Origin of the sequence: Yersinia sp. J1 (assembly GCF_050586585.1) — a bacterium.
GTDB classification, from domain to species: Bacteria; Pseudomonadota; Gammaproteobacteria; order Enterobacterales; family Enterobacteriaceae; genus Yersinia; species Yersinia entomophaga.
The window spans coordinates 1-14,080 of the sequence record NZ_JBOBDP010000012.1; the positions used below are offsets into that span (position 1 = coordinate 1).

Sequence of the window (14,080 nt, forward strand, 5' to 3'; positions counted from 1 at the left end):
CTTAAGTTCATTTTTATTACGCTGGGTCGCTACCTCATCAATATTGTATGTATATACTTCCAATTTCTGAGCTGGCTTTTCAGCTTGCTTTATAGTGCCTTGATAGAGTTTATTTTTTTAGGCCATTTTCTAAATGCTGTAATGCAAAAAAAATATAAATTCACTAACTACCGAACACGATAAAGCCACGTCTATTACATATTACACCCAACTTTTTAATTTTAATTTTATTAAATTTTTGAGTAAGGATTGATTAATGAAATAAAAAATAGCGGGTTCGGTCTACGAGAGGATGTTTAAATTTAATGGTTTTCAGTAAAGCAAATAAGCTATTCTTGCGAGTTGGCTATGCTAATGTATTATTATCACTAACCTTAAGTTGGTTAGCGTTGGTCTCCGTTTTTAATTGATAAACTTATGTCGTAATTTTATTTAATTGGAGTTTCACTTTGTGAAGTAATAGTTTTTTTTCTTACAATGTAACAGCATGTAGTAAATTGAACTTAATATTATCCACATCGATGTTAAAAATAAAAATTTCTATTTTATTAATGATTTTATATAGTGTGTGTTGAACTATAGATAATAATAAATTAAATGTTCACGCAATATTAAATATATAAACATCATTAATAAAATATTCTTATTGGAATCAATTCTATTAATTTTAATTTGTGTTCTTTGATTGTTTAGTCTGGATTCGTATTGTGTGTTAACTTAACTTAACTTAACTTAACTTAACTTAACTTAACTTAACTTAACTTAACTTAACTTAACTTAACTGATTTTGATGTGATATTCGTATTCAATACAAAATTATCATCAAAGATATAAATAATTCATTAGCTAGTGAATTTAGATGTAATTATATAATTCTTATAAAAGTAAAGATGTCTTATGAACTATAGTTACATGATAATAATTACTTATTTCAGCGGTATAATGAATGATAACTCATATTAAATGGTATTCTGTTATAAGTTTAAGTTTAACTGTTATATATAGGTTGCTTATTTCGATAAATTCCTCTTTTCAAATGCAGTAATTATCTGTACTTTTAACAGTAAGGCCTAAACCTTCTTAAAGATTAAATGTAATTATATGGATATGCATAATGATTAATTAGTATGATTTCGATGTGAAAAGGGACTGTGATAATTTAACATTCAAAAATCATTGCTCTTTGTTTTGTATTTTTCTTTCATATATTCAGTGAGTTGCGTGCGTTTGAGTCTATGTGAAAGATTGCTTTGGAAAACATAATATATAAAAATATATCTTTTTATATAATTTGATTTGCTTTATCTAACGGATGATAACAATAATTATTACCGTACTTATTGTTTATTGATAATTATGATTTTACGTATTTTTTGTTTTTATTATTTTACTTGGGGAGTTATCTATGTATGTTAATACTGTGTCAGTAGTTACTGAGAGTAAGTTTATCGACATTAACGGAAAAGGCATCATTGACTATGGTTCTGAGGTATCCGTTGATTGTTGCATGAATAAAATCCACTTTCATAACAGAAAGCTAACTATCAACATTAATGAAAAGCAAAAACGCTTGGTTATGTGCTTATTCAATGATGTGAATAGAAAGCAAGATATTATAAAGGTTGTTTGGTATGAAAACCATAAAGGTATTTCAGATAATAATTACCATCAATTAATTCACAAATTTAGAACCTTACTGTCTGAATTTGAGATTCCTGCCGATATCATTAAAACCATCAACAGATATGGCTTGCGCCTTGATACAAGTTTGCTGTGTGCTACAGGAAATAATCATTGTGATGATCGTTTTTATGGCTATTGTTGATCTCAAGTTAGTAGTTAGATAAGTGCTAAAAATAATTAGCACTTATCAGCTATATTTAAGTAACATACTTTTAATGGAAAAAGGTGGTCAATGCTTAAAATTATTAAATTAAGTTATGCCACCTTTTTGTTAAGTAGTTCTCACAGGTTTTCAATTTTTTTACCCGTAATTTTTTGTATATATAATGCATTTTTATTAATAAATGATTTTTATAACGAAACTCATGCCAACAATGACGTTGTTATTTTATATAAAAATGATGAAAGAAAGGTTAAGTTAGATCAGAAAGTATCGTTGGATAAAATTAATTACGATATAGATAGAGTAAAAGCCATTGGTATATTTGGTGAAAAAGAAAAAGCTGTTTCTACATACACAAAAAAGTTAGATGATATTGACGTTGAAAATATGAGTCGTGATGAGTTTTTACTCATTAAAAAATACTATGGGGATTCACGCCTGACAGGAACAATAACCAGTTCTAATTCATCATCTATGGCTATAGTTTCAAGTAATCAGATAAATAAAACGTATTTTAAAAATGATTTTCTTAGTGATGGTGAGACTAAAATTTTAAAAATAATTGAAGATGGAATTGTAGTTAGTAAGAATAGTGAATTATTTATAATGATTTTAAGAGATGGCGTTATGTAATCAATTCATAATCTCATAACTTAGGGGTAAGCAATGCCGCTCTCTATTATAAGAACTATTTATGTGGAAAAAAGTAAGTTTCCGTTTTTTTTGTTTTTTATTATTTTTATAAATATAAAAAACAAACTGTGCTTGTCTGTCGCCATCATAGCTGTACAGCTATTTTCGGTTGTAACTTATGCAAATGATTACACTGTAAGGTTGGAAGATGCTGATATCAGAGAGTTCGTAAACTCGGCAAGTAGGATATTAAATAAAACTATAATCATGGATCCTAAAGTAAAGGGGACAATTTCAATTCGTAGTTACGAAAATATGGATGAAGATAAGTATCGACAGTTTTTTCTTAACGTCCTTGACGTGTATGGTTTTACTGTAATTGAGATGCCGAATAATATATTGAAGGTAGTTCCCGCCAAAAGAGCAAAAGGCTCAGCATCAGTAATTATTACGCAGGATGATATTTTTAATGGTGATGAGCTTATTAATAAAATAGTGCCGTTAAAGTATATTTCAGCTAAAAATATAGCGCCGTTATTACGGCAATTAAATGATAATACAGATTCTGGCAGTATCGTACATTACGAACCGAATAACTCGTTGCTAATCACTGGAAGAGCCGCAGTGGTCAATAGATTAATATCTATTATTGATAAATTTGATCGTGAAAGTGACTCAATAGCAGAAGTCTTTAAGCTGAAACATGCATCTGCGATGGATATCGCACGGATCGTCAATGAACTTTTGAGAGCAAACAGCTCGTCAAAGAAAGAAATGCCGCAGGAAGTAAAGCTTGTTGCTGATGAAAGAACTAATTCAATCCTGATAAATGGAGATGCCGGGGCTCGTAAAAATACGGTATCAATAATAAGGAAACTTGATCAGGAACAGACGGCAGATGGAAATACAAAAGTGATTTATTTGAAGTATGCCAAGGCTGAAAACTTACTAGATGTGTTAAATGGTGTAAGTTCTAGCCTAAAAGATGATAAGAAAAAATCAGTGCCTGCTTTTTCCCCAAATAAAAAAATCATGATTAAAGCTGATAATCAGACTAATGCATTGATTATTAGTGCAGCGCCTACGGTTATGTATGATTTAGAGCAGGTTATAACTAAGCTCGATATTAGGCGTGCTCAGGTCCTGGTTGAAGCCATTATTGTGGAAGCTCAGGATGGTGAAGGCATGAACCTTGGGATTCAATGGGCAAACAGTCACGGTGGTGGTGTTAGTTTGCTTGACTCTGGAAAAATAACCAATAGTGCTCAAGGGAATATGAGTGCTGTGGTGAATGGTATGAGCGGGCTGGCGACGGGATTTTATCGTGGAAATTGGGCGGGTTTATTCACCGCTCTGGCTACAAATTCAAGTAATGATATTCTGGCTACGCCCAGCATAGTAACACTGGATAATATGGATGCTGAATTTAGCGTTGGCCAAGAAGTACCTGTTCTTTCATCACAGCAAACGACACCCACAGATAAGGTTTATAACACGATATCTCGTCAGTCAGTCGGTATTATTTTAAAGGTCAAACCACAAATAAATAAAGGGGATACGGTATTACTGGAGATCCGCCAAGAGGTATCAAGTGTGGCAGAGAACTCTAGTGCAGATAAAGATAATATAGGTTCAACGTTCAATAAAAGAATCGTCAATAATGCCGTGCTGGTTAAAAGTGGAGATACAGTCGTCGTCGGCGGGTTATTAGACAAGAAAATTACGAATGTTATAAACAAAGTGCCTATACTTGGTGATATTCCTATCATTGGCGCATTATTCAGACAAAATAAAGATAGAGTAGAAAAGAGAAATCTAATTTTGTTCATTAAGCCTACAATAATAAGAGAGGCTGATGAATATTTATATGAAACATCAGATAAGTTTAGAGCTTTCAATGAAAAAAATGAAAAAAGTAGAAGCTTGTTAGTCAATTCAGAAGTTAAGGTGAATGAATATAGTGATGTTCGTAGATTGTCTACTATAAATAATAAAGAGGTAATAAATTTAATAAAGAAAGATATTAACTCTTTTTATGGTAGAGGGGGGGTTAATTGAAGTCGCTGTCGACAACCATAATTAATAAACCTATGCCATTTAGTTGGGCAAGAAAATATGGCGTATTACTTATCCCTATGGAACATGGTTGTCATTTAGTTTGCCGTTGTTCAGCGTCGTTTGATGATTTACTCGAAGGGCAGAGAGTTGCTTCTGGAAAGGTAGTACTGGCCTTGGTTACCGATGAGGAGTTTGAATCCAGGTTGGTCGATTTCTACCAGAATGATGCCCAGCAAGCCCATCAAATAATGACGGATATCGGTAATGAATTAGCTCTTAGCACCCTCATAGAACAATTGCCAAAAGATGATGACTTACTGGATACGACCGACGATGCGCCAATTATTCGCCTTATAAATGCCGTTTTGTCTGAAGCAGTGAAGCAAGCTGCGTCCGATATTCATATCGAGCCCTTCGAGCAAAGATTGCTAGTAAGATTCAGAATTGATGGCATGCTAAATCAGATTCTTGAACCGCCGGTGGAACTAACGGCCTTACTGGTGTCCCGAATAAAAGTTATGGCAAGACTAGATATTGCGGAAAAGAGAGTGCCGCAGGATGGGAGAATTGCGGTAAGAGTCGGTGGGCGAGCGTTGGATGTCAGGGTGTCAACTTTACCATCTAACCACGGTGAGCGGGTTGTACTGCGAATTTTGGATAAAAGTAGTGTGAAGTTAGATCTCAAGGCTCTTGGGGTGGAGGGCGGTAACTATAAGTTAATAAGGAAGTTATTGCAGCAACCTCATGGAATGATATTGGTGGTAGGGCCAACTGGTTCGGGTAAAAGTACGACACTTTATGCTGCGTTAATGGAAATTGATAGTAGCGTTCGTAATATTATGACAATAGAAGATCCGATCGAATTTGATCTTAATGGTATCGCGCAAACGCAAGTTAGTCCTAAAGTGGATATGAGCTTCGCTAAAGGATTACGTGCCATTTTACGGCAGGACCCTGATGTTATTCTTATTGGCGAAATACGAGACACAGAAACGGCTAAGATAGCGACTCAGGCTTCATTAACCGGCCACCTGGTACTCTCAACGCTGCACACCAATACCGCCACTGGCGCAGTAACTCGTTTGCAAGATATGGGGATCGAAACCTTTATGTTGGCAAGCTCATTGCTGGCGGTCATTTCTCAACGTTTGGTACGGAAACTTTGTGTTTACTGCCGTAGCCCTCACCAGTTTCAATTTTCTGATTTGCATGAGGCAAATAATGGCTTAATTTCCGGTTTTAAAGCCGTTGGGTGTGAACAATGCAATTTTATTGGTTATAGAGGGAGAACGGCTATTCATGAGTTACTTATTGTGGATGAAAGCATAAGGAACTGTATTTATCGACGAGGTAGTGAGATTGAGTTAGAGAAACTCGCAAGAAAAATAACAGTGGGAATAAAGAATAGTGGGATAGTTAAAATAACACAAGGAATGACTACATTAGAGGAAGTGATTCGAGTCACTCGGGAGAATATTGATGATCATATTTAAATATTCTGCCATAAATAAGAATGGCTCAAGGTGTAAGGGGCAAGTTGAAGCGGAAAGTATCCGAGGGGCAAGAGAGCTAGTACGTGCTCGTGGATTAACACTCTTAAATATAAAAAAAGTTAATGCTATAAACTGGTATGGAAGAATCAAGAAAACAATTAATAAAAGAGAACTGTTGGTTTTAACGAGACAACTTGCCATTTTAACTTCGGCATCCATCCCAGTTGATGAGGCATTATTAGCCGTATCGCAGCAAACTGAACGAAAATCAGTATCTATCACTTTAGAAAAGATAAGAAATAATATTATCTCTGGCTACTCATTATCTGATTCTCTGGAATCATTTCCACGAGATTTTAACGTGTTGTACCGAGCATTGATAAAATCTGGTGAATCATCCGGAAAGTTAGATCTTATCCTGAAACGGTTGGCTGATAATATTGAGAAGTCACATCTTAATAAAAATAAATTCATTCAGGCATTAGTCTATCCTGTCATGCTTATATTAGTGTCTTTTGCAGTTATTTCGGTCTTACTCACTGCGGTAATCCCAGAAGTCATAGAACAGTTTGTTTTCATGAAACAAAATCTCCCTCTATCAACTAGGGTTTTAATGTCGATAAGTGACTTTATGAGCAGTTATTTTTCATTGTTAATGATATCCATTGTCATTTTTTTAATGATTAATGTTTTTGGTATGAGGAAGTTAAAATATAAATTCTATGTTCATAGAAAGTTACTTAAAGTTGTAGTTATAGGTAAAGTGATTAAAAAGATACATGCTTCACGCTATATAAGAATGCTGGCTATACTGTGCTCTAGTGGGATTCCTTTGATGCAATCGATGAAAATTGGTTTGACAGTTTTAACTAACGAATCAATTAAACTAGAAATGAAACAGGGAGTATCATTGGTAGAAAAAGGAGCGAGTCTTTCGGCTGCATTGAGTCATACCAATATTTTTCCTCCATTAGCCAGACATATGATTTATTCAGGCGAGAAAAGCGGTGATTTAAATATCATGTTAGAAAAAACGGCAGATATTATAGATGAGGAATTTGAACGAATCATAGAGATCTCAATGAGTATATTTGAGCCGACACTCATCATCATAATGGCTTCATTAATTCTATTTATTGTTTTATCTGTTTTACAGCCAATATTGTTACTTAACAATATGGCTTAATTTATTTTGGGGCGGTTAAAAGATTATGTGTAAAAAAAGTAGATATTACAAAGGATTTACCTTGCTAGAGGTCATGATAGTTATCGTCATTTTGGGTTTGCTGGCGAGTTTAACGATACCTAATCTTATGGGAAACAAAAGTAAGGCTGATATACAAAAAGTTATTACTGATATCGCTACGTTTGAAAATGCTTTAGATATGTATAGGCTGGATAATGGATTATTCCCTTCCGAGGAGCAAGGAATTAAGTCATTAGTGGAAATGCCGTTAGAAGAGCCTTTACCAAAGAATTTTCGGTCTGGTGGTTATTTACGTAGGTTGCCGAAAGATCCATGGGGTAATAGTTATATAATAAAAAATCCTGGTTTTTATAACAGTATAGATGTTTTATCTAAAGGTCCTGATGGTGAAATCGGCACTAGCGATGATATAGGTAATTGGCTAAATGAGCATGCAGATAGCGGAACGCAAAACTAGGTTTTATGGTTTTACATTGCTAGAATTAATGTTGGTAATTTTTATTTTATCCTCCATGTCAGTAATAGCTATTTTTAAAATAAAGGATGATAAAAAAGATGCTATTACTGAGGCCGAGCATTTATATACCACTATAGATTGGATAAGAAAACTAGGGAAGTTTGAGCAGACTGTGTACATTATTAGAATAAATGTAAAGGGATGGGCTGTAGAAAAACTATGTTTAAAAGAATGTAACGGGGACAATAAAATAGCAAAGAGCAAGTTTTGGCCAGATAAATCCTGGGAGCAAGTATATTATGGAAGAAAAGCATTAAAAAGAGATTTTGGCAATTCAGTGTTAGATATGAAAGTTGTGTTGACTGGGTATGATGAATGGGGAGATGCAAACTCAGATCATCATTTTTTTTATTTCATCCTTTACCCATTATTACCAGAATCAAGTTTGTCAATAAATCTGTATGATAAATACGGAGTGAGTGTTATTGATTATAATAACTATTCTTTAAATATAACAAGAACATGAATATTTCAGATGTAATAATAAAAAAAAGTAAAGGGATGACTCTACTTGAAGTTATGTTCTCCTTAATTATATTTTCCACTACAGGTCTTGCTATACTTCAATTTATGACGCAAAGCATATACTTAAATAACCAGGTTAAGAGTGATATATTTTCTGTGTTAATAGCAGAAAATAAATTAAATGAAATGATACTTAATCGCAATCCTCCTGGTAATGATTGGATCTCTGGTGATGAATATATGATCGAGAAAAAATGGCAGTGGCGCGCCAGAAGTGAAGATGTTGAATATTTTGGTTTGATGTTAATAGATATTGAAGTGAAAATTGAAAATAATATGGATACTCCCTTACATTTTAAATATTACAGGGTGATAAATTGATTCTGAAATATAACAATGGCTTCACCTTTATAGAAGTGATTTTGGCAATCAGTATCTTTTCACTATTGAGTTTAGCGATGTACCAGGTATTGCAAGTGACATTGAGAACGACGTCAAATGTGATCAGTCATTTAGATGAACTTGAAGATATAAGAAATTCTATTTATATCATAGAGAATGATTTAACTCATGCGATAGTAAGAACGCCAAAAGAGATCACTAATAATGGTCCTATCGATTTCTTTGTTGGTAAATCAGGAGGTGTATCCAATACTATTGAAATAGTGAGGAATAATAAACTTAATGTAAATAGTGTCGGTTATTACTATCAGTTGGAAAAAGTAGGATATAAGATTAATAATAAAAGTTTAGAGAGAATTCGCGCAATTAATGTTGATGATGCGTTATTTTATCCTCAGAGATCAGGTGAAGTGATAAAAGAACGAATATTAACAGGAGTGAAAAGCATAAAGTTTAGGTTTTTCTCAAAAGGTAAATGGCAAGATTACTGGAATGAATTTAGTAAACATCCGATGGCAATTGAAATTATTATAGATCTGGATAAGTATGGTGAAATTAATAAAATAATCATGATGAATGGCAATGATTAAATGTTAATTAAGAAACAATCAGGTATTGCACTGATCTTTGTTTTAATCATAATTTCTCTTATGAGTTCAGCCTTGATGAAGGTGAATGATGTTTGGAGTAGATTCTTTTATTTTCACAAAAGAGTGTTGGAGATAAATAAAGAAAAGGAATGGTTATTAAGTGTGCAAGGCATTGCTATGAAAAAAATAAATATGAGTGCTGAGAGTGATGAAGTATTGATTGTGAATGAAAAAATAATAGTGGGTGGTACTGCATTAAATTTATCAATTATTTCTATTACAGAGTGTTTTAATATAAACGCATTTTATACTTTGAGATACAAAGCTAAGATAGATAGGGAGAAATTAGACTATATAGCTAAAAAACTTGGCGTTGACGAGAAAGTTTGGGAAGAAAGCTCAAAATATCTTATAGATATTCTGGGGCGAAATAATGTGGAACATAAAATTAAAAATTTTGATAAAAATAGAGTCTGCTATTTACCTGATGATAAAGTCCATATAAATATAAACTCCATAAATGAAAGCCATGTTGAACTTATATTCATATTGTTACTCTCCAAGGTGCCAAAAGATAACATAATCAACGTAATAAAAAGTAAACCGGATGGAGGTTGGGTAGAAGTCGATGAATTTATAAACCTGTTATTCACTGGAATTAACTCTACTATCAGAAATGAGTTATCTTCATATTTCCGTGATATGCTAACCATAGAACATAAATATCTAATGTCTATTATTAAGCTAGATAATGACGTTGGGAATTATAAGTTGATTACATTGTATAAAATTCAAAGTGGTCGAGCTACGCTAATACAACAAAGGTATGAATTAAGGGGGTGGGATGCGGAACTATAATTAAAAATAGATAGCATTTGCGCCGATTGTTAAATGAGTTTGAGGCTTTGCTCATATTCAAAATTTTTATATTCCGAAAGCATGATTTTTTCTGTTTACAATAATAAATTATTGTCTGTGATATTGAGTTTAACAAACTGTTGGTAATAGTTGTTGTTGGTTTTTTCTCAAGAGTAAATATAAGATAGCCGACGCTATAGCTGTAGGCAATCTCGATTAGTTAGCTCTTAATTAAACGTTCTTTTTTAAAAGTAAAACCTATTTTTCTTTAACAATAGCTGAGGGGGGCGAGATAACTTTTGAGATCAACGCTTTTGCCACTTTTTGCTTAAGATATTTGGCCAAAACGCCGACACCAGTGGTACCTGCATCTCGAATGGCATCATTTGCTGTTGGTGTCGGGATATAGGCTGGGTTGGCCCCTGATGCTATCAATTATATATCTTGTTCACTGTCAAAACTGTCTGCCAGCACAATTGTGACTATCTCACTTGTTAATCTTATGATTGTATATATTTCACCCTGACGTTAGGATTCAAACCTGCGTGCCATTATTCCTGTTACATTATGGCCTACATTTGAGCGTTTCCTTCGTTCGGCTTGTTCGTCTTCAGATACGTCTGAAGGAATAGCCCTTGTTTGATAGAGTTCACCCTTGGGATTCGGTGTTCATCAATAAGTGTTCACGATTCTTTAGTATTACTATTTAATCTCTCTGAAAGAGAAGGCGAATTGGAAAACTCTTCAACTATCTCTCCTTCAAATTGTAATTCCGGGTGTTCAATCCATGAAATGTTTTCGCGGATTCTTGGTATCGTTTCTGATATTCGTAGCTGTTTAATGTTGGCTCATAAATATCTAACGGGAGAAATTGAGCAGCCTTTGGATCTGCCCCTATTCCATCAAAACGAACCATTTACTTCTAAAGATCTACCGACATATTAATTATGTCTTTTTAGGCGTTCACCATGCAAAAAGCCCGATTCACTGAGCACCAGAGCATTGCCGTTCTGAAGTCCGTCGAAGCCGGACGCACCGTTAAGGATGCCTGCCGCGCAGCTGGGGTTTCTGAAGCCTCAGACTACAACTGGAGAGCCAAGCAAGTTGGGATGCGAGCCTCTGATATGAAAAAGATGAAAGATCTTGAGGATAAAATCATCTTCTGAAACAGATGGTTGCAGATCTGAGTCTGGAATGCTGAGCGCTATCCCCGCTATGTTATCGTAATCCGACTCCGCTGCCACGCCGGGAGTACTCAATCAGAGCGGGTCTATCGATTTTATGCACGACGAGTTGGTGTGCGATCGACGTTTTCGGCGCTTCAAGGTAAAGGATGATGTTAACCGTGCAGCTCTGGCTATCGAAATTGACCTGACTATCCAAGCGCAGCGTGCTGTCCGCGAGCTGGACAGGATAGAGGAAAACCGTGGATATCCGCTGAAGATGCGGATGGATAATGGGTTGGAACTGATATCACTGGCTTTGCACAATGGGCTGAAGACCCATGGTGTGCGGCTAGAATTCATCAAACCGGGTAAGCCGACACTGAACGCGTTTATCGGATGTTTTACGTTTTAACAAGACGTACTGGACCGAAATACTGGATTTTGCCTATTTAGAACGTTGAATGAAGCACGGGAAATGACGGATCGCTGGCTGAATATAACATTGAGCGGCCCCATGCATCCCCGGATAATCTGACACCAAAAGCATACCGGCTGATGGCCGATAAACTGGAAATTTCAAAAAGAATGTGGAACTGAAGCGAGGATACTTACATGAGAATCGCCGATGTTTTTGTGTGATATATGATGTAAAAATCTATTTTTCGGATTTCTATATTGAATTTTGCGCTTATGTGGTGTTTTATAGTTTATTGATTTTTTGTTAGAACATTCATGGATTGATATTTTTAGGGGTTGTGTAGTTATTTCAATGCCATACTGAAACTTCTATTGCTATGGGACAGGTCCAAGCAGGCCGACAAAGCGGCATGGATGTTGAAACGGAGGACTAATGGATAGGATTTTTATTGGAGATATCACTTTTACCCCTAAGATTAGAGCGGTTGAACACGATGGGAATGAGGTAAAACTTAGAAATAAAGAGTCCGAAGTTCTTGCTCTATTGTGTGATAATTATCCAGACCCTGTCTCTCGTGAGCAAATAGAAAAGACAATCTGGACTGATAGCTATGTTACGGACAATACCTTGACGCAAACTATCAGTAACCTGCGCAATGCGCTAAATGATAAAAAACATGAATTAATTATTACTATACCAAAAAAAGGATATTGTTTAGGTTTGGAGCCTAAACGGGTATTTTATAACGCTGATGAAAATGAATTAACTCCTACAGTGCTAGAGGTAATTAATGACGACGCTCAATTAATTTCTCGTAATGTAAGAAAGCCTTTCCAGTTAACACAGTTATTGCTTGTTGTACTTTCTTTTAGCGCGGCTTTTTATTTTTCATTTGTTTTCTTCTTTAATGAATACCAGATTAACATCTTCAAAGTAAAGTATCAGGATTTGCCTATACTTATTAATCTGGATGAAAAGAAAGACGCGGATTTTTTAAAGCTTTATCGTAAGCATCCTAACCTTATGTTGAAAAAAAATAGTGACGGAAGCTATAACGTTTGTGGGCGAGTGGACGGTGAGTTTTTATGTACAAGAAAATAATTGGTTTTTGTGTTCTATCTGCATTTTTGGGTGGGATTATTGGTAGTAGCTTTGGTTTTCTGTATGCCTACTTCAATCCCATGAGAGAAATAGAGGGGTATTGGGAAGTAAACCAGTTAATTAAAACACCATTAGACCAGTACCATCTTAATGCCAGAGTTACCATTTTGGGTCGTGAGATTACTACCTCTGCTGATATTTATGATGATCATGCAAGCTTTAAAGTTAATCGGGAAATGTTGTTTAGAGTTTTAGATATCAAGATGAATATCTTTAATGGAAAAGTAGTCTCTATGGTTCCTGAAGAGAGCAATGATGAAGAGCTAAATAATTTACTCAAAGCGCCTTATGTAATAAGTTATCCTCTATTTTTCTTGTTGGATTGTAATACGGTTATTATGGAGCAATCCCAAGGTCATCCTTTGGGAACGGCAAGACTATTGGAACGAGTCAATAATATTAACTGCAAAAAAACCTGAATCTTTCTTTTATATTTATAGATTGTATGATTTTTTTTCGTATATAAGTGGCGATTTAAACAGTGGGTTATGGGGCGGGTAAAAAGTGATATGCGTTTTACCAAAAAATTATTCTATATTCTTAAAGTTGCGCAAAAATAAGTTGTCTGGTTGATTGTCAAAATAAATGAATCAACCAGACTCGTAATATCTCTAAGGTATAGCTTCATTTAACATCTGAGTCCATCCCGCTGGATCTCCAAGATATTGTCCAGCATTAATAATCTGCATTTCGCCCTTTTCATTTTGTAGAATAAAGGTCGGGAAACCTTGGCCATGTACCTTAGCCAAAAAAGCTCTGCTATTAGCAATATGCTGAGCCGTCGCCGTGCTTAAGGTTTCCTGAAATACTGGGCTAAATGACTGTACATCTAAACCTAGTTCTGTAGCTAACTCGATCAACACTGGCGTATCTGCGATCCGACGACCTTCAAAATAATGTGCGTGCTGAATACGGTGCAACATATCTAAACCGCGTTCTGCGATTATTTCTGCCGTAAGAATAGCGGTAATTGGTGGAGCCGAATCTAGTATGGCTGAAGTATCTTTCAGCAACCCATCGAAATAGCGATCGCCAAATGGCTGTCCGGTCAGTCCTGAAATGCGCTGGTCGTGAGGCATAACATAACTACGCCACTCTGCATTTATCTGACGGCGGTTTTCTCCAGTCATCATTCCACCTCCGTGGAAACTGATGGAAAGCCCTGGTATGGCCTGCGCCGCTTTTACCAGTGGGGCGGCGCCGTAGCACCATCCGCACAGTGGATCGAAAATGTAGTGTAATGTGGTACCGGACATATTTATTTCC

Annotated in this window: 13 protein-coding genes and 1 pseudogene; 13 read left to right on the forward strand and 1 reads right to left on the reverse strand. The window is 35.2% G+C overall.

Annotated features, from left to right (window positions below):
- Positions 1 to 1,405 precede the first annotated feature (1,405 nt).
- The 13 genes and pseudogenes from ACQ4OC_RS14940 (at position 1,406) to ACQ4OC_RS15000 (ending at position 13,233) form a co-directional block, all read left to right on the forward strand.
- Positions 1,406 to 1,825: a winged helix-turn-helix domain-containing protein gene (locus tag ACQ4OC_RS14940; protein WP_049599767.1), complete on the forward strand. Its 420-nt coding sequence runs from the start codon at positions 1,406 to 1,408 to the stop codon at positions 1,823 to 1,825.
- Between the two features lie 90 nt (positions 1,826 to 1,915).
- Positions 1,916 to 2,479 carry a hypothetical protein gene (locus ACQ4OC_RS14945; protein WP_120806858.1) on the forward strand — a complete coding sequence of 188 codons (564 nt, stop codon included), beginning with the start codon at positions 1,916 to 1,918 and terminating at the stop codon, positions 2,477 to 2,479.
- Positions 2,480 to 2,512: 33 nt separating this feature from the next.
- The gene (gene gspD, locus ACQ4OC_RS14950; RefSeq protein ID WP_084414312.1) at positions 2,513 to 4,537 is read left to right on the forward strand and encodes a type II secretion system secretin GspD; all 2,025 of its coding nucleotides are present in this window, start codon (positions 2,513 to 2,515) and stop codon (positions 4,535 to 4,537) included.
- 32 nt (positions 4,538 to 4,569) lie between these two features.
- Positions 4,570 to 6,030, forward strand: coding sequence for a type II secretion system ATPase GspE (gene gspE / locus ACQ4OC_RS14955; protein ID WP_430971328.1), 1,461 nt, complete (start codon positions 4,570 to 4,572; stop codon positions 6,028 to 6,030).
- Entirely contained in the window at positions 6,017 to 7,216 is a 1,200-nt protein-coding gene (locus ACQ4OC_RS14960; RefSeq protein WP_430971309.1) for a type II secretion system F family protein, read from the forward strand. Before gspE ends, ACQ4OC_RS14960 begins: the two co-directional genes overlap by 14 nt.
- Positions 7,217 to 7,241: 25 nt before the next feature.
- Positions 7,242 to 7,694: a type II secretion system major pseudopilin GspG gene (gene gspG / locus ACQ4OC_RS14965; RefSeq protein WP_064514879.1), complete on the forward strand. Its 453-nt coding sequence runs from the start codon at positions 7,242 to 7,244 to the stop codon at positions 7,692 to 7,694.
- Positions 7,663 to 8,220, forward strand: coding sequence for a pilus assembly FimT family protein (locus tag ACQ4OC_RS14970; RefSeq protein WP_430971310.1), 558 nt, complete (start codon positions 7,663 to 7,665; stop codon positions 8,218 to 8,220). Before gspG ends, ACQ4OC_RS14970 begins: the two co-directional genes overlap by 32 nt.
- Positions 8,217 to 8,600: a type II secretion system minor pseudopilin GspI gene (gene gspI, locus ACQ4OC_RS14975; protein WP_064514875.1), complete on the forward strand. Its 384-nt coding sequence runs from the start codon at positions 8,217 to 8,219 to the stop codon at positions 8,598 to 8,600. Before ACQ4OC_RS14970 ends, gspI begins: the two co-directional genes overlap by 4 nt.
- Positions 8,597 to 9,211 carry a type II secretion system minor pseudopilin GspJ gene (gene gspJ / locus ACQ4OC_RS14980; protein WP_162975232.1) on the forward strand — a complete coding sequence of 205 codons (615 nt, stop codon included), beginning with the start codon at positions 8,597 to 8,599 and terminating at the stop codon, positions 9,209 to 9,211. Before gspI ends, gspJ begins: the two co-directional genes overlap by 4 nt.
- Positions 9,212 to 10,069: a hypothetical protein gene (locus ACQ4OC_RS14985; RefSeq protein WP_430971311.1), complete on the forward strand. Its 858-nt coding sequence runs from the start codon at positions 9,212 to 9,214 to the stop codon at positions 10,067 to 10,069.
- A 968-nt stretch (positions 10,070 to 11,037) separates the two neighbouring features.
- A pseudogene (locus tag ACQ4OC_RS14990) lies at positions 11,038 to 11,832 on the forward strand (transposase).
- 253 nt (positions 11,833 to 12,085) lie between these two features.
- Positions 12,086 to 12,754, forward strand: coding sequence for a winged helix-turn-helix domain-containing protein (locus ACQ4OC_RS14995; RefSeq protein WP_064514867.1), 669 nt, complete (start codon positions 12,086 to 12,088; stop codon positions 12,752 to 12,754).
- Positions 12,739 to 13,233, forward strand: coding sequence for a hypothetical protein (locus ACQ4OC_RS15000; RefSeq protein ID WP_064514865.1), 495 nt, complete (start codon positions 12,739 to 12,741; stop codon positions 13,231 to 13,233). The genes ACQ4OC_RS14995 and ACQ4OC_RS15000 overlap by 16 nt, the downstream gene beginning before the upstream one ends.
- Positions 13,234 to 13,425: 192 nt before the next feature.
- Here ACQ4OC_RS15000 and ACQ4OC_RS15005 read toward each other — a convergent pair whose 3' ends face one another.
- A complete protein-coding gene (locus ACQ4OC_RS15005; protein ID WP_064514863.1) occupies positions 13,426 to 14,070 on the reverse strand; it encodes a DsbA family protein in 645 nt (214 codons plus the stop codon).
- Between the last annotated feature and the right edge of the window lie 10 nt (positions 14,071 to 14,080).